This window comes from Kitasatospora sp. NPDC094016, assembly GCF_040304045.1.
Taxonomy (GTDB): Bacteria; Actinomycetota; Actinomycetes; order Streptomycetales; family Streptomycetaceae; genus Kitasatospora.
This window is the reverse complement of the sequence record NZ_JBEOUK010000006.1, coordinates 106,613-122,519: the sequence shown is the minus strand read 5'-3', so window position 1 is coordinate 122,519 and position 15,907 is coordinate 106,613. Positions and strand designations below refer to the sequence as shown.

The following is a 15,907-nucleotide window of genomic DNA, read 5'->3' as shown; positions in this document are numbered from 1 at the left end:
AAAGGCACTTTTCGTGCGCAACGCCCTGAAGTTCACCAGCATCCTCGCCACCGCCGGCATCGCCCTCTCGCTGGCCGCGTGCGGCAGCTCCGGGTCCTCCTCCTCGGACCCGAACGCGCCGCTCAAGGTCATCGCCAGCCCCACCCCGCACGGGCAGATCCTCAAGTACGTCAAGGACAACCTCGCGGCCAAGGCGGGCCTCAAGCTCGACATCAAGGAGGTCACCGACTACGTGACCCCCAACACGGCGGTGCAGGACGGTTCGGCCGACGCCAACTACTTCCAGCACGTCCCGTACCTGGAGGACTTCAACAAGAAGCACGGCACCGACATCGTCTCGGTCGAGCCCGTGCACCTGGAGCCGCTCGGCGTCTACTCCAAGAAGGTCAAGTCGATCGCCGACCTGCCGGACGGCGCCACCGTCGGCCTGCCCAACGACGCCACCAACGAGGGCCGCGCGCTCAAGCTGCTCGCCGACAACAAGCTCATCACGCTGAAGGACGGCGTCACCACCGCCGCCACCCCGGCCGACGTGACGGGCAACCCGAAGAACCTCAAGTGGAAGGAGCTGGAGGCCGCCCAGCTGCCCCGCTCCATCGCCGACCTCGACGCCGCCGTCATCAACGGCAACTACGCGCTCGACTCCGGTCTGAAGCCCTCCACCGACGCGCTGGTGCTGGAGAAGGCCGAGGGCAACCCGTACGCCAACATCCTCGCCGTGAAGAAGGGCAAGGAGAACGACCCGCGCGTGAAGAAGCTGGCCGAGCTGCTGCACTCCGACGAGGTCAAGAAGTACATCGACGACACCTTCCAGGGCTCGGTCATCCCGGCCTTCTGAGCCGCGGTCCGATCCACGCCCTGACCCCGACCGGGCCCCCGCCGCACCTCGGCGGGGGCCCGGTCGGGCAGGATGCACCGGGGCGCCTGGTCGGCGGCGTTCTGACGTACCGTCGTGCGGGCGGCGCACCGCGTGACACCCGGGGCACGGCGGGGGCGTACGGTGTTGTGTTCACGACCCGGCGAGGAGAGACGGCATGGCAGCGAGCTTCCCCGAGACCGCCATCAGCACCGAACGGCTTCTGCTGCGGCCCCTTGCGGAGGACGACGCGCCCGGCCTGGCCACGATGATGGCGGACGAACTCGTCCTGGCCTGGACCGACCTGCCGCACCCCTTCACCGAGGCGTACGCGACCGAACTCGCCCGCACCCTCGCCCCCGCCCACCGGGCCGCCGGCCGCGGCATCGTCTTCGCCGTCACCGAGCACCTCACCCAGCGCCTGGTCGGCCTGGTCGAACTGCGCAACACAGACTGGCGCCTGCGCAGCACCGAGATCTCCTACGTCACCGCCTCCTGGGCCCGCGGCGAGGGCTACGCGCCCGAGGCCGTCCTCGGCGTCAGCCAGTGGCTGTTCGAGGACCGCGACTTCCTGCGCCTGGAGCTGCGCACCGCCGCCGGGAACACCGCCGCCCAGCAGGTCGCCCAGAAGATCGGCGGCATCAGCGAGGGCGTGCTGCGCAGCGCCTGGATAGTCCGGGGCGAGTCCGGCGGGTCCGGCGAGGCCGCCGTGGAGAGCCGCAGCGACCTCATCCTGTGGAGCCTGCTCCCGGAGGACCTGGACGCGCCCGAGCCCGAACCGCAGCGGACCGGCTGGCACGGCGACCAGCGCTACGTGCTGCGCGACTGAGCCGCCCCGATCGCGCGTACCACCCGAGCCGCCCGAGCCGCCCGAGCAGTTCGTGCCGCTCACCCGCCGGGGGCTCGTCACGGACATGTGTACGAGATGTCGGCGCCGAGGGGATCACACCCGGTAGCCTCTGCTCCGGCGCCGCACACCGGCGCGGTTTGTCGGCGCACCGAGCCGCACACCGGGTGACACCACAGGGACACCCGGGTCGCAGGCCGGTCCGCGCACCGAGTCGAGGGAGAACGGCCGCAGATGGCTGACCGGATCACGGTCATCGGGTGGGACGGCACGCCGCTGACCGAGGCCGCCGGCGCGGCCCTCGCCGCAGCGACCCTGGTGGCCGGCGCCCCCTACCAACTGAACGCCCTCCCGGTGCCGGACGCCGCCGAGCGGATCACCCTCGGCAACGTCCGGCAGGCCGCCCGGCGGATCGCCGAGCACCGCGGCGCCGCCGTCGTCGTCGCCGAGGGCGACCCGGGCTTCTTCGGCGTCGTGCGCGCGCTGCGCCGCCCCGAGTACGGCCTCGAACTGGAGGTCCTGCCCGCCGTCTCCTCGGTCGCCGCCGCCTTCGCCCGGGCCGGCATGCCCTGGGAGGACGCCCAGGTGGTCAGCGCCCACGGCGGACGGCTGCGCCGCGCGGCCAACATCTGCCGGGCCCACCCCAAGGTCGCGGTGCTGACCGCGCCCGGCGCCGGTCCGAGCGAACTGGCCCTCATGCTGCGCGGGGTGCACCGGACCTTCGTGGTCTGCGAGGCCCTCGGCACTCCGGACGAGGACGTCACCGTCCTCACCTCCGACCGGATCGCCGACCACGTGTGGCGCGACCCCAACGTGGTGCTGGTGATCGGCGGCCACGGCGGTCCCCAGGCCGGCGGGGTCGACACGGCGGCCGGCTGGCTGGCCGGGCGCCCGGTCGGCTTCCCCGGCGCGGACCGCGGCTGGGCGCTCCCCGGTGACGCCTACGCGGGCGCCGGGCGCGCGGAGGGCGAGCCCGGCGCATCGGAGGCACTCCCCGCGCACGTGCGCGCCCTGGTGCTGGCCCGTCTGGGTGCTCGTCCGGGGGACCTGGTCTGGTCGGTCGGCGCGGGCAGCGGCGCCCTCGCGGTGGAGGCGGCCCGCTTCGGCGCCGCCGTCGTCGCGGTCGAGGCGTCCCGTTCGGCCTGCGCCCGGCTGGCGGTGAACGCGCGCCGGTACGGCGTCGAGGTGGAGACCGTGCACGGGCAGGGCCCCGAGGTGCTGGGCGGCCTGCCCGAGCCGGACGTGGCGGTGGTGGAGTCCGGCGGCCTCGACGTGGTGCGCGCGGTGCTGGCCCGTCGTCCGGAGCGGTTCGTCGCGGTGCCCCGGACCCTCGCCGAGGGGGAGCAGATCCACCGGGCGATCGCCGAGGCCGGCTACCGGGCGGACGGTGCGCTGCTGCAGTCCACCGCGCTGTCGGCCGCCGCCGGCGCCGGCGGCGGGCTGGCTCTGGGGGCGGGCGGTACCGGCGTGCTGCTGCTCTGGGGTGAGCAGATCGCGTGAAGGACCGGGGTGCGTTCTGTGGATCCGGCCCGATCCGCCGGGCGCATTCCGCTCCCGTGCGGTGCTGCTGAGGGGTCGTGGTGGGGCCGCGCGGTGATCCAGGTCGCATCCGGACACCGATTCGAGAGGTGACCGTGCCGGGCCGGTAGTGTGGCGTCCTGGGCGGCTGCGGCGGTCGGCGACCCACCCGATTCAGTCGGTTTGTCGCCTTTTTGACGTGGTGCAACCCGGTTTTGCTCGGAGTGTGGGCAATTCGACGGGCCGCGTGCCGGACCTGGAGAATGCCGTAGGGTCCGGTGCGGTCGTGCCGGTTGCTCCGGGTTGTCGTTGTTTCAGATGGTGTGCCGCCCGGTGTGGGCGGCGCGCAGGCCGGGGTGCCGCAGTGCGCCGGAAGGACTTGGGCCGCAGCGCCTCGGCGCGGCGGCCGCGTGTGGTTGAGGGACGGGCCGGTGCAGGCCCGGCCCGTGCGGATGGGCGCTGCGGTCGGTGATCGTGTCGCCAAGGGCGCGGCAGCGGCCTGGAAGGAGCGTTTGACAATGACCGATGGCGGCCACGTCCCGGGCGAGGGAATGCCGGAGCACCTGAACGCCGGGCCGGACCAGCTCGGCGGACCGGAGGGCGTCGCGGGCGTTGCACCCCTGCAGGGCGTCGCGACGGACGGCGGCATGATCCCGAACCCGACGGCGCCGGGCCACGGCCTGGCCGGTGGTGCGGTGCCCCCCGGCGCGGGAGTCATCCCGCCGCAGGGCCAGCCGCTCGGCGCGTCCGGCTTCGCCGTACCGGCCCCCGGCCTGTCGGCTCCCGGCGCACCGGTTTCCGGCGTGCCCGGTGAGGGCTGGGGCGTCGACCCGGGCGCCCCGCGTCCGGCCTTCCACTTCCTCGACCAGGACGACGAGGACGACGTCCTGCTGATGCCCGGTCCGCAGGGCTCCTGGGGCGAGCCGCTGGCACCCCTCCCGACCGAGCCCACGCCGCTCGCCCCGCAGCAGGACGGCACGCCGGTCGAGCCTTCGTGGCCGCCGCTGGAGCCGCCGGTGCTCGGCGCCGAGCAGGCGCAGCAGCCGTTCCACGCCGCCCCGGCGCACCCGCAGGCCACGGAGGCGATGACGGCTTCTCAGCCGCCGCGCCGCCCGCTGCACGCGGGCCCGCCGATCCCGGATCCGTCGCTGATGACCGGCCAGGTCCCGGTGCGCTCGCTCGCCGACCGCGGCCCGTCGCAGGGCGGCACGCCCGCGCACGGTATCCCGGTGGTCGGTCGGCCGCCGATGGCCGAGGCCGTCGCCCCGGCGCCGGCCGCCGCGCCGCAGGCCGTTCCGGCGGCGCCCGCGCCGGCGGTTCCCGTGACGGAGGCCCAGGAGTTCCAGCAGGTGCCGCTGGCCTCGCACCCGGTCGAGGCCCAGCTGGCCGTCGAGACGGTCGGGGCGATCGAGGTGATCGAGGTCGTCGAGCTGCCGGAGGCCGTCGTCGTCGCCGAGGCCGTGGTGGACGCGGCGCAGGCCGTCGTGGCCGAGCCGGTCCCGGCGGAGTCCGGCCAGCCGGTCGTCGACCCGGGCGGCACGCCCCTCGCCACGCCCCTCGCCGGGGCCGTGGTTCCGGCCTCGGGCGAGGCGCCGGTCGAGCCCGTCGCCGAGGCCGCCGTCGAGGCCGCCGCGCAGGCCGCGCCCGCGGAACAGACCGAGGCCCCCGCCCCGGCCGGCCCGCCGCGGCGCATCTCCGCATTCCTGGCCGCGCCCACCCCGCACGGCCTGCCTCCGGTCGCGGCGGCCGCGCAGGCCCCGGCGGCCGAGGAGGCCGCCCCGCAGCAGCCCGCTCCCATAGCGGCCGAGGAGCCGGCCGGGGAGCCGGTCCAGGCCGCCCCGCCCGTCGAGGCCGCTGGAGCGGTCGAGACCGGCGAGCCCGCCGAGGCCGTGGCGCCCGCGTCGGAGGCGGTCGTCGAGGCCGTCGTCGAAACGGTCGTCGAGGCGGTTGCCGAGACCGCCGCCGGCACGGGCGAGATGCCCTCCGGCCAGGCCGTTGTCGAGCCCGTCGAGCCCGTCGAGGCTGCCGCCGAGCCCGCCGCCGAGGTCGCTGCCGAGCCCGTTGTCGAGCCCACCGAGGAGGCCGCGCCGGTCGTGAACCAGGCCGTCGAGGCCCCGGTCGAGCCGGTCGTCGAGCCCGTCGTCGAGCCTCAGACCGGGGCCGCCGCAGCGGAGACCGCGCCGCAGCAGCTCGCGGACGCCACCCCGGTCACCGAGGCTGCCGAGGCCGCCGAGCCGGTCGCCGAGACCGCCGCCGAGCCGGTCGCAGAAGCTGCCCCGGCCACGCCGGAGGACCAGGCCCAGCCCGTCACCGAGCCGGCCGCGGAGTCCGCCGAGCAGGCCCCCGCCGCCGAGTCGGTCGCCGTCGAGCCCGTCGTGGCCGCCGAGGCCGTTGTCGAGGAGGCCGCCGCACCGGAGGCCCCTGCCGACCAGGCCGCTGACGCGTCCGTGGCAGCCGAGTCCCCCGCCGCCGAGCAGCAGCCGGCCGAGCAGGCCGAGCAGGCCGAGCAGGCCGAGCAGGCCGTCGAGCCTCAGCCGGATGCACCGACGGAGGCATCGACGGAGGCGCCGACGGAGGACCTGGCGGAGCAGCCCGCCGAGGAAGCACAGGCCGAGGAAGCACAGGCCGAGGAGCCGCAGGCCGAAGAGCCGGCCGAGCCCCGCGGCCCGGCCGCGTCCGGCTTCGACCAGGCCGAACGCGAGGCCGTCCACCAGGTGATCCGCGAGCGCCGCGACATCCGCAACGGCTTCCGCCCGGACCCGATCCCGCACGAGGTGCTGATCCGCGTCCTGGAGGCCGCCCACACCGCGCCCAGCGTCGGCTACTCCCAGCCCTGGGACTTCGTGGTGATCCGCTCGGCCAAGACCCGCCGGCGGATGCACGCCCTGGCCGAGCGCCAGCGCGAGGTGTACGCGGACTCGCTGCCCAAGGGCCGGGCCAAGCAGTTCAAGGAGATCAAGACCGAGGCCATCCTCGAAACGCCGGTCAACATCGTGGTGACCGCCGACCGCACCCGCGGCGGCCGGCACACGCTGGGCCGGCACACCCAGCCCCAGATGGCCCCGTACTCGGCCGCCCTGGCGGTCGAGAACCTCTGGCTGGCCGCCCGCGCCGAGGGCCTGGGCGTCGGCTGGGTGAGCTTCTTCGACGACGAGGAGCTGGTTCGCGAGCTCGGCCTGCCCGAGCACCTGGAGGTCGTCGCCTACCTGTGCGTCGGCTTCGTCGACTCCTTCCCGGACGAGCCCGAGCTGGAGCAGCAGGGCTGGGCCAAGAAGCGCCCGCTGTCCTGGGTGGTCCACGAGGAGCAGTACGGCAACCGCGCGCTGCCCGGCGAGGAGCCGCAGAGCCTGCTCGCCGAGACCCTGCGCGGCATCCGCCCGCTGGACGCCAAGGCGCTCGGCGAGGCCTGGGACCGGCAGAAGCGGATGACGAAGCCGGCCGGCTCGCTCGGCATGCTGGAGATCATCTCCGCGCAGCTGTGCGGCCTGTCCCGCAAGTGCCCGCCGCCGATCCCGGAGCCCGCCTGCGTGGCGATCTTCGCGGGTGACCACGGCGTGCACGCGCAGGGCGTCAGCCCGTGGCCGCAGGAGGTGACCGCCCAGATGGTCGGCAACTTCCTGGCCGGGGGAGCGGTGATCAACTCCTTCGCCAAGCAGATCGGCACCGAGGTCTGCGTGGTCGACGTCGGCGTCGCCGCCGAACTGCCGGAGGCCATCCAGCAGGGCCGCACCACCGGCCTGCTGCCGCGCAAGGTCAAGCCCGGCACCGACGACATGACCCAGGGTCCGGCGATGACCCGCGAGGAGGCCCTCAAGGCCATCGAGGTCGGTATCGAGACCGCCCGCGACCTCGTCGCGGCGGGCAACAAGGCGCTGGTCACCGGCGACATGGGGATTGCCAACACCACCGCCTCGGCCGCCCTGATCTCGGTGTTCACCGGCCTCGACCCGGCCGAGGTCACCGGCCGCGGCACCGGCATCGACGACGAGACGCACGCCCGCAAGATCGAGGTCATCCGGGCCGCGCTGGCCCTGCACCGGCCCGACCCGGCCGACCCGATCGGCGTCCTCGCCGCCGTCGGCGGCCTGGAGCACGCGGCCCTGGCCGGCTTCCTGCTGGGCGCGGCCTCGCTGCGCACCCCGGTGGTCCTGGACGGCGTCATCGCGGGTTCGGCCGCGTTGGCGGCCAAGGCGATCGCCCCCGAGGTGCTGGCGGCCTGCATCGCCGGCCACCGCTCCGCCGAGCCCGGCCACCAGGCCGCGCTGGCGAAGCTGGGCCTGCGTCCGCTGATCGACCTGGACCTGCGGCTCGGCGAGGGCACCGGTGCCCTGCTGGCCCTGCCGCTGGTGCAGAGCGCGGCCCGGGCGATGCACGATGTAGCCACCTTCGACTCCGCCGGGGTCACCGAGAAGGGCTGACGTCCTCCGTCACCACTGCGCGGACCGGCCCGAGGGCGCGCCGGTCCGCGCAGCGGCGTCACGCCGCACCCGCACCCCGGCCCCTCACCCCCGATCAGGAGCACCGCCGATGACCGCGCCCACCCCGCACCCCAGCACCGAAGGCCGTACCCCGTACCCGGTCGGCCTGCTGCTCGCCGGCCGCCGTGTGGTCGTGGTCGGCGGCGGCCAGGTCGCGCAGCGCCGGCTCCCCGCGCTGATCGCCACCGGTGCGGAGCTGCACCTGATATCGCCGGCCACCACCCCGGCCGTGCAGGCGATGGCCGACGCGGGCGAGCTCACCTGGCACGCCCGCCCGTACCGGGACGGCGACCTGGCCGGCGCCTGGTACGCCCTGGTCGCCACCGACGACCCGGCGGTCAACGGTGCCGTCAGTGCCGAGGCCGAGCGCGAGCGGGTGTTCTGCGCCCGCAGCGACGACGCCTCCGCCGCCACCGCCTGGACCCCGGCCAGCGGCCGCGACGCGGGTGCCACCGTCGCGGTCCTCACCGGTGACCCGCGCCACTCGGCCGCTCTGCGCGACGCCATCGTGGACGGCCTGCGGGACGGCTCGCTGGCCGTCCGCCAGTTCCGCGCGCACGGCGTCGGCGGTGCCTCGGGGCAGCCGGGCCGGGGGAGCGTCGCCCTGGTCGGCGGCGGGCCGGGCGACCCGGACCTGATCACCGTGCGCGGCCGCCGCCTGCTGGCCGACGCCGACGTGGTGGTCGCCGACCGCCTCGCCCCGCGCGAGCTGCTCGCCGAACTGCCCGAGCACGTCGAGGTGATCGACGCGTCCAAGATCCCCTACGGCCGGTTCATGGCCCAGGAGGCGATCAACCGGACGCTGATCGAGCACGCCAGGGCCGGCAAGTTCGTGGTCCGGCTCAAGGGCGGCGACCCGTACGTCTTCGGGCGCGGCGGCGAGGAGCTGCTCGCCTGCGCCGAGGCCGGGCTGCCGGTCACCGTCGTCCCGGGCATCTCCAGCTCGATCAGCGTCCCGGCGTCGGCCGGCGTCCCGGTCACCCACCGGGGCATGACGCACGAGTTCACCGTGATCTCCGGTCACGTCGGCCCGGACGACGAGCGCTCGCTCACCAACTGGGAGGCCGCCGCGAAGATGCGCGGCACCCTGGTGCTGCTGATGGCCGTGGACAAGATCGGCGCGATCGCCGCGAAGCTCGTCGAGCACGGCCGCCCGGGCGACACCCCGGTCGCGATCGTCCAGGAGGGGACCACCGCGGCCCAGCGCCGGGTGGACGCCACCCTGGCCACCGTCGCCGCGACCGTCGAGGCGGAGCGGATCAAGCCGCCGGCCGTGATCGTCGTCGGCGACGTGGTCAACGTCCTGGCGGCCGCCTTCCAGCGCTGAGCGCCCGGAGTGGGAAGTCGGGCCCGTCGACTTCCCACTCCGACCTCCCACGTCGGCCGGCTGCTCCGGCCGGCTACTCCAGCGGCTGCTCCGTCCAGATCACCTTCCCCGTCGCCGTGTAGCGCGTCCCCCAGCGGTCCGCGAACTGCGCGACCAGGAACAGCCCGCGCCCGCCCTCGTCGGTGGTCGCCGCGTACCGCAGGTGCGGCGAGGTGCTGCTGCCGTCCGACACCTCGCAGATCAGCGCCCGGTCCCGCAGCAGCCGCACCCGGATCGGCCCGGTGCCGTACCGGATGGCGTTGGTCACCAGCTCGCTCAGGATCAGCTCGGTGACGAACGCCGCCTCGTCCAGCCCCCAGGCCGCCAGCCGCTCCGCCACCTCGGCCCGGACGGCGCCCACCGCCGCCGGTTCGGGCGGCACCTCCCACTCCGCGACCTGGTCCGGCGCCAGCACCCTGGTCCGCGCCACCAGCAGCGCGATGTCGTCCAGCGGACGCTCCGGCAGCATCGCCCCGAGCACGTCCGCGCAGGTCTGGTCCGGCGTGCGCGGCGGCCCGGTCAGCGCCGCCCGCAGCAGTTCGAGCCCCTCACCGATGTCCCGCTCGCGGTCCTCCACCAGCCCGTCGGTGTACAGCACCAGACGGCTGCCCTCGGAGAGGTCGAACTCGACGTTCTCGAACGGCAGCACCGCCAGCCCCAGCGGCGGCCCGGTCGCCAGTTCCGGGAACACCACCCGCCCGTCCGGGCCCACCACGGCGGGCGGCGGATGCCCGGCGCTGGCCAGCGTGCACCGCCGCGCCACCGGGTCGTAGATCGCGTACAGGCAGGTCGCCCCGGTCAGGGCCGCGCCCTCGCCGCTCCCGGCCTCGTCCTGGTCGATCCGGTTCACCAGGTCGTCCAGGTGCCCCAGCAGCTCGTCCGGCGGCAGGTCCAGCGTCGAGAAGTTGTGGATCGCCGTCCGCAGCCGGCCCATCGTCGCCGCCGCGTGCAGGCCGTGCCCCACCACGTCCCCGACGACCAGGGCCACCCGCGCGCCCGGCAGCGGGATCACGTCGAACCAGTCGCCGCCCACCCCGGCCTGGGCCGGCAGGTAGCGGTGCGCGACGTCCAGCGCGCTCTGCGGCGGCAGGTTGCGCGGCAGCAGGCTGTGCTGGAGCGTCACCGCCATCGCGTGCTCCCGGGTGTAGCGGCGCGCGTTGTCGATGCACACCGCCGCGTGCGCCACCAGCTCCTCGGCCAGCACCAGGTCGTCCGCCTCGAACGGTTCCGGGCGGTCCGCCCGCCAGAACCGGGCCACCCCCAGCAGCACCCCGCGCGCCCGCAGCGGCACCCGCACCATCGAGTGCACCCCGTACGCCAGCACCCGGACCGAGCGCTCCGGATCCTGCTCCCGCCACTCCGGGGACCGGGCCAGCCAGGGTTCCAGCCCCGACTCCCCGCTGTGCAGCGCCCCGGCCAGCGGGGTGGCCGGCACCACGTCCAGCACCGTGTCCACCGGGTAGAACGGAGCGTTGTCCCGGATCCCGGCGAGCGCGACGCGGCGCATCCGCCCCAGCGAGGTGCCCGGCGGCGGCTCCTCGCCCGTCAGCACCTGGTCCGCCAGGTCCACCGTGACGAAGTCCGCGAACCGGGGCACCGCGACCTGCGCCAGCTCCTCCGCCGTCCGCGTCACGTCCAGCGAACTGCCCACCGTCACCCCGGCGTCGTACAGCAGCCGCAGCCGCCGCTGCGCGCCCTCGGCCCGGCCGGACAGCGCCAGCAGCTCGGTGGAGTCACGCAGCGTGGCGACGCAGCCCGGCGGGCCGCCCACCTGGTCGGTCAGCCGGACGTTCACCGCCAGCAGCCGCTCCCCGGCCAGCACCACTTCGTCGGTCACCGGACGGTTGGCGGTCAGCAGTTCCTCGGGCGCGGGCTCCAGACCCAGTTCGGTCACCGGCCGGCCCTCGGCGTCCGGCGGCAGATCCAGCAGCCGCCGCGCCTCGTCGTTGCAGAGCAGCAGCAGACCGTCCGCGCCGACGATCAGGACGCCCTCGCGCACCGCGTGCAGCACGGCCGCGTGGTGCTCGTACATCCGGGTCATCTCGGCCGGGCCCAGCCCGTGGGTCTGGCGCCGCAGCCGACGGCTGATCAGCGCCGTGCCGAGGGTGGCCAGCCCGACCGCGCCCGCGGCGGTGCCCAGCACCACCGGCAGCTGCCGCTCGCCGGCGCTGCTCACCTTCTCCACCGTGATGCCCGCCGAGACCAGTCCGGGCACCGAGCCGTCCGGCGCGTACACCGGGACCACCGCCTGGATCCCCGGGCCGAGTGTCCCGGTGCTCCGCTCGATCACCACCTGCCCGTGCAGCGCGGGCAGGTAGGTGCCGATGAACTTCTGGCCGATCTGGGACGGGTCGGGGTGGGTGTAGCGGATACCGTCGTCGTTCAGCACGATGATGAAGTCGACGCCGGACGCGGCCCGCGCGGCCTGCGCCTTCGGTTGCAGGATCGCGCTCGGATCGGGGGAGCGCAGGGCCTCGACGATGCCGGGCGAGTTGGCGAAGGTCTGCGCGACCGCCACCGACCGGCTGCGGGCCTCGCGGTCGGCGTCGGTGTGCGACTGCACCACCAGCGCCAATGCGGCCGCCGCCACCAGCAGCAGGACGACGAGGACCTGCAGCGCGAACACCTGCCCGGCCACCGACCGGTGCCGTACGGGCCACGGCCGCTTCGCACGTGGCAGCTGTAGCCGACCGTGTGGGCGCCCACCGGAGGAGCCGGCGGAACCAGTAGCACCAGAGGCCGACGGAGCCCAGGATCGGCCCGGAAAACGGGCCATACGGCCATGTTTGCACCATGGCTGGCACAGGGCCAAGGCCAGCCCGCCCCGCGGCTTGGGCCGTTTGGCCTTCCCCGCCCCGCCTTGGCAAGATCGCAGGGTGTCCGAACCCAGCACCATCACCGACCCCGCCGACCCGCGCCTCGGCGACTACACCGGCCTCACCGACGTCGAACTGCGCCGCCGGCGCGAACCCGCCGAGGGCCTGTTCATCGCCGAGGGGGAGAAGGTCATCCGCCGCGCCCTCGCCGCCGGCTACCGGATGCGGTCGATGCTGCTGACCTCCAAGTGGCTGGAGGTGATGGCCGACGTCATCGCCGAGGCGGACGCCCCCGTCCACGTCGTCGAGCCGGGGCTCGCCGAAGCCGTCACCGGCTACCACGTCCACCGCGGCGCGCTCGCCTCGATGGAACGCAAGCCGCTGCCGCAGGCCGCGGACCTGCTCGCCGGGGCCCGCCGGGTCGCCGTCCTGGAAGGCCTGGTCGACCACACCAACCTCGGCGCGATCTTCCGCAGTGCCGCCGCCCTCGGCATGGACGCCGTCCTGCTCTCGCCCGACTGCGCCGACCCGCTCTACCGGCGCGCCGTGAAGGTCTCCATGGGCGCCGTCTTCGCGGTGCCCTACGCCCGGCTCGACCCCTGGCCGGCCGCCCTGGAGACCGTCCGCACCGCCGGATTCACCCTGCTGGCCCTCACCCCCGCCGACGCCGCCGTCGACCTCGCGGGCCTCGCCCCGCACCGCCTCCCGAAGGCGGCCCTCATGCTCGGGGCCGAAGGCGACGGCCTGACCGGCCCCGCCCTCGCCGCCGCCGACCACGCAGTCCGTATCCCGATGGCCCACGGCATCGACTCCCTCAACGTCGGTGCCGCCGCCGCCGTCTCCTTCTACGCGGTCACCGCCCCCGCCGCCTGACGGGGGCGTCGGCTTCCCCTCTCACGCCGGAGGAGCCCTCACACAGAAAGCGGGAAGCAGGAAGTCGGCCAGCCGACTCCCGTGCCGCAGCCCTCCCGTGCTCAGCCCGCCGCAGCGGTGGGCGGAGCCGGGGCGGCGGCCGGAGGCTGGGTGGCGGGGCCGGAGGCGCCGGGCCAGGACTCGTCCAGGGTGCCGTCGGCCCGGACGGTGTAGCGGGTCGAGGTGGTCGCGCCGGTCGCGGCGACCCGCTCCTCGCGGACGACCGTCCCGCCGTCGAGCCGCCAGGTGGCTGTCGCCTGCGGGTCGGCCGCCGAGCTGCGGGAGGTGGCGGCGATCGGGGTGTCCCCGGTGAAGGAGAAGAGCTGGACGAGGTCGACCGGCACCGAGCCCTCGGCCCGCCGCAGCACGACGACCGCTGCCGGGGCGCCCTTGTACCGGGCGGGCAGCACGGAGCTGAGCACGACCTGCGGGCCAGCCCCGACCGACCGGCCGTCCCGGAGCGCGATGCCGGGCCCGCCGGCCCCGTCGGGGTAGCTGCGGTTGGGCCAGTCCACCACCGGCCCCGGTCCGTACGGGGGCGCCAGCGGGCTGTCGCCCGCGCCGCCGTGTGCGGCCGCGGTCGCGGCGGACGGGGTGGCCGGAGGCTGGGCGGCGGGGGGTTGGGCCGCGGCGGCCCCGTCCGCCGAGGTCCCCGTCACGGCCTGCGCGCCGCCCGCGGCGGGCGCACTGGCGCTGGACCCGCCGGAGGGCCGCAGGCCCTGCTTGCCGCGGTTCTCGCACCCCTGGGCGGCCGCGATGGCCAGCGCGACGCCGAGCGTCACGGTGACGAAGACCACGAGCCGCTGCCGCAGCAGCCGCTGCCGCGCGTTGCCGGGCCGCCCGCCGGGGGCGGGGGTGTGCTGGCGGTCCCGGGGGCCGCGGTCGCGGGTGCCGGGCCGACCGGGGGGCGGGGTGTGCGGCCGCTCCCGCACCGGGCGGGTCACCGGGGTGGCCTCGGGCCGGGGGAGCGGGGCGGTGGCCGCCTGCGAGCGCCGGGCCGCGGCCGCAGCCGCGGCGGCGGCCCGGGACCGTGCCGGGGCGGGAGGTTCGGGGGAGCGCCCGGGCGCGGGCACGCCGTGCCGGGCGCCGTCGGGGGCGGGCTGGGCCGCCGGGCCCGCCGGGGCGGGTGCCGCCGCCCGCCCGTGGCCGGCCCGCGCGGTCCGGGCGGCGGTTCCGGCTGCCGCCCCGCGCGCCGCGAGTTCGCTGAGGCGCTCGTGCAGCGCGGCCGCGCCGGGCCGTTCGGCGGGTTCCTTGGCGAGGCAGGCGCGGATGAGCGGTGCCAGCGGCGTCGGTACGGCGGACAGGTCGGGTTCCTCGTGGACGACCCGGTAGAGCATGACTTCGGAGGACGCCCCGGACCCGAACGGGGTGTCCCCGGTGAGCGCGTAGGCGAGGGTGGCCCCGAACGCGAACACGTCGGTGGCGGGGGTGACGGCGGCGCCGCGGACCTGTTCGGGAGCGAGGAAGCCGGGGGAGCCGACGGCGGTGCCGACGTGGGTGAGGGTGCTGGCGCCGCGCGACCAGGCGATGCCGAAGTCGATGATGCGCGGGCCCCGCGGCGAGAGCAGGATGTTGGAGGGCTTGAGGTCGCGGTGGACGACCCCGGCCTCGTGCACCTTGACCAGCCCGTCGGCGAGTGCGGCGCCGATCCTGGCGGCCTCGGGCCAACTCAGCGGCCCTTCGTCGCCGACCTGCTTGTAGAGGGAGGGCCCGGGAACGTACGCGGTGGCGAGCCAGGGGCGGTCGGCCTCGATGTCGGAGCCGACGACGCGGGCGGTGCAGCCGCCCCGGATGCGGGAGGCGGCGGCGATCTCGCGGGCGAAGCGGGTGCGGAACTCCTGGTCCTCGGCGAGTTCGGCGCGGATCAGCTTGAGGGCGACGCGCTGTCCGCGGCGGTCGGAGCCGAGGTAGACCACGCCCATGCCGCCGGCGCCCAGTCGCCGGTGCAGGCGGTACGGCCCGACGATGCGGGGGTCCTCACGCCTCAGCCGCATCATCGCCATGTTCCGTTCCCCGTCAGCCTGTGGGTGAGGCCCCGTCGGTTGGGGCATCGTCAGTTCCTGTCTGGCACAGCTTACGGACTGCCCCCTGCGGTGTGCTGATACGCAACACCTCAAGCAGCCGTGTGATTGTCGGATCGTGCGCTGACCCGCAGGTCATAGGGGTGCCGGAGCGTTTCTCGGGGTCGCCCCTCAGGGTTCCCCCGGGGGTGCGGCCAACGCTCCCTCCCCCTGCGGTAGTACGCCTGAAGTCTGAGCGTCATCCTCCGGGATGCCCGAGGAACAGTACGACGGCATGACGCCCGGAGGGCCCCCTGGCCAATAGCGTTGTGTTCAGCGGTGGACGGGGAGCTCGTCCCCCGAGGTAAGCCGTTCACCGCGCCAACTCGACCGGACCACAGGAGTAAGGGCATGGCACCGCAGCTCACGGGAAACCCCCGCCGTCGGTCGGCCGTCGCCCAGTCCCGGTCGGTCGAGCAGCCCACCAGGCACCCGGCCGTGGCACTGGCCATGGCCCTGCCGTGCGCGGTGCTGCTGGTGCTGCTCTTCGGAGGTTGGGATCAGATGGCGAACCAGGCCCAGGCCGTCGCCGATCTGATCGGCCGCTGAGAACACGCCGGCCCCGACGGGGTCGGCCACAGAACGGGCACTGGTCCCCCGGGGACGGGGAACAGTGCCGCCGGGGAGGCCGCGGCCGCGATGACACGCGGACGGGCGTGTGTGGTGCGCAGAGCGCCCCGGCAGGCGGAGACGCCGCGTACGGACGTCGGTGAGGGCGACCGTACGCGGCTCTTCTCTTTTCCCGCAGCCGTCGGCTGTCCCGAAGTCGCCGTCTGCCCCGAAGCCCTCGTCAACGCCAAACGGCCGGGGCCGCGATCCTGACGGATCGCGGCCCCGGCCGTTACTGTGCGCGATACTGGGATTGAACCAGTGACCCCTACCGTGTCAAGGTAGTGCTCTCCCGCTGAGCTAATCGCGCCTGGTATGGCGTTCCTGCAGCAGACCCCGAAGGATCCGACGTGCGCGATACTGGGATTGAACCAGTGACCCCTACCGTGTCAAGGTAGTGCTCTCCCGCTGAGCTAATCGCGCCTGGTATGGCGTTCCTGCAGCA

The 15,907-nt window shown here is 75.2% G+C and carries 8 protein-coding genes, 2 tRNA genes and 1 pseudogene; 7 read left to right on the top strand and 4 right to left on the bottom strand.

What is annotated here, in order from left to right:
- Positions 1–13 precede the first annotated feature (13 nt).
- The 5 genes from ABT015_RS08475 (at position 14) to cobA (ending at position 9,026) form a co-directional block, all read left to right on the top strand.
- Positions 14–838: a MetQ/NlpA family ABC transporter substrate-binding protein gene (locus ABT015_RS08475; protein ID WP_350877912.1), complete on the top strand. Its 825-nt coding sequence runs from the start codon at positions 14–16 to the stop codon at positions 836–838.
- Between the two features lie 196 nt (positions 839–1,034).
- On the top strand, positions 1,035–1,685 hold the full coding sequence (locus tag ABT015_RS08470) for a GNAT family N-acetyltransferase (protein ID WP_350877911.1): 651 nt from the start codon (positions 1,035–1,037) through the stop codon (positions 1,683–1,685).
- A 252-nt stretch (positions 1,686–1,937) separates the two neighbouring features.
- Positions 1,938–3,203: a precorrin-6y C5,15-methyltransferase (decarboxylating) subunit CbiE gene (gene cbiE, locus ABT015_RS08465; protein WP_350877910.1), complete on the top strand. Its 1,266-nt coding sequence runs from the start codon at positions 1,938–1,940 to the stop codon at positions 3,201–3,203.
- Positions 3,204–3,739: 536 nt separating this feature from the next.
- The gene (gene cobT, locus ABT015_RS08460) at positions 3,740–7,639 is read left to right on the top strand and encodes a nicotinate-nucleotide--dimethylbenzimidazole phosphoribosyltransferase (protein ID WP_350877908.1); all 3,900 of its coding nucleotides are present in this window, start codon (positions 3,740–3,742) and stop codon (positions 7,637–7,639) included.
- A 109-nt stretch (positions 7,640–7,748) separates the two neighbouring features.
- Complete coding sequence (gene cobA, locus ABT015_RS08455; protein WP_350877907.1) at positions 7,749–9,026, top strand: uroporphyrinogen-III C-methyltransferase; 1,278 nt, start codon at positions 7,749–7,751, stop codon at positions 9,024–9,026.
- Positions 9,027–9,099: 73 nt separating this feature from the next.
- Here the strand turns inward: cobA and ABT015_RS08450 are convergent, their stop codons facing one another.
- Entirely contained in the window at positions 9,100–11,841 is a 2,742-nt protein-coding gene (locus tag ABT015_RS08450) for a SpoIIE family protein phosphatase (RefSeq protein WP_350877906.1), read from the bottom strand.
- A gap of 100 nt (positions 11,842–11,941) precedes the next feature.
- Here ABT015_RS08450 and ABT015_RS08445 point away from each other — a divergent pair, with 100 nt between their 5' ends.
- Positions 11,942–12,754 carry a TrmH family RNA methyltransferase gene (locus ABT015_RS08445; RefSeq protein ID WP_350877905.1) on the top strand — a complete coding sequence of 271 codons (813 nt, stop codon included), beginning with the start codon at positions 11,942–11,944 and terminating at the stop codon, positions 12,752–12,754.
- A 773-nt stretch (positions 12,755–13,527) separates the two neighbouring features.
- Here the strand turns inward: ABT015_RS08445 and ABT015_RS08440 are convergent.
- Positions 13,528–14,796 (bottom strand): annotated as a pseudogene (locus ABT015_RS08440) (serine/threonine-protein kinase); the annotation flags it as partial.
- A 408-nt stretch (positions 14,797–15,204) separates the two neighbouring features.
- Here ABT015_RS08440 and ABT015_RS08435 point away from each other — a divergent pair.
- Positions 15,205–15,402: a hypothetical protein gene (locus ABT015_RS08435; protein WP_350877904.1), complete on the top strand. Its 198-nt coding sequence runs from the start codon at positions 15,205–15,207 to the stop codon at positions 15,400–15,402.
- A gap of 298 nt (positions 15,403–15,700) precedes the next feature.
- Here ABT015_RS08435 and ABT015_RS08430 read toward each other — a convergent pair.
- Positions 15,701–15,772, bottom strand: a tRNA-Val gene (locus ABT015_RS08430).
- A 41-nt stretch (positions 15,773–15,813) separates the two neighbouring features.
- A tRNA-Val gene (locus ABT015_RS08425) sits at positions 15,814–15,885 on the bottom strand.
- Positions 15,886–15,907: the final 22 nt, after the last annotated feature.

Coding starts and splice junctions, on each gene's coding strand:
- ABT015_RS08470 (WP_350877911.1), top strand. CDS start 1,035: ATGGCAGCGAGCTTCCCCGAGACCGCCATCAGCACCGAACGGCTTCTG.
- cbiE (WP_350877910.1), top strand. CDS start 1,938: ATGGCTGACCGGATCACGGTCATCGGGTGGGACGGCACGCCGCTGACC.
- cobT (WP_350877908.1), top strand. CDS start 3,740: ATGACCGATGGCGGCCACGTCCCGGGCGAGGGAATGCCGGAGCACCTG.
- cobA (WP_350877907.1), top strand. CDS start 7,749: ATGACCGCGCCCACCCCGCACCCCAGCACCGAAGGCCGTACCCCGTAC.
- ABT015_RS08450 (WP_350877906.1), bottom strand. CDS start 11,841: ATGGCCCGTTTTCCGGGCCGATCCTGGGCTCCGTCGGCCTCTGGTGCT.
- ABT015_RS08435 (WP_350877904.1), top strand. CDS start 15,205: ATGGCACCGCAGCTCACGGGAAACCCCCGCCGTCGGTCGGCCGTCGCC.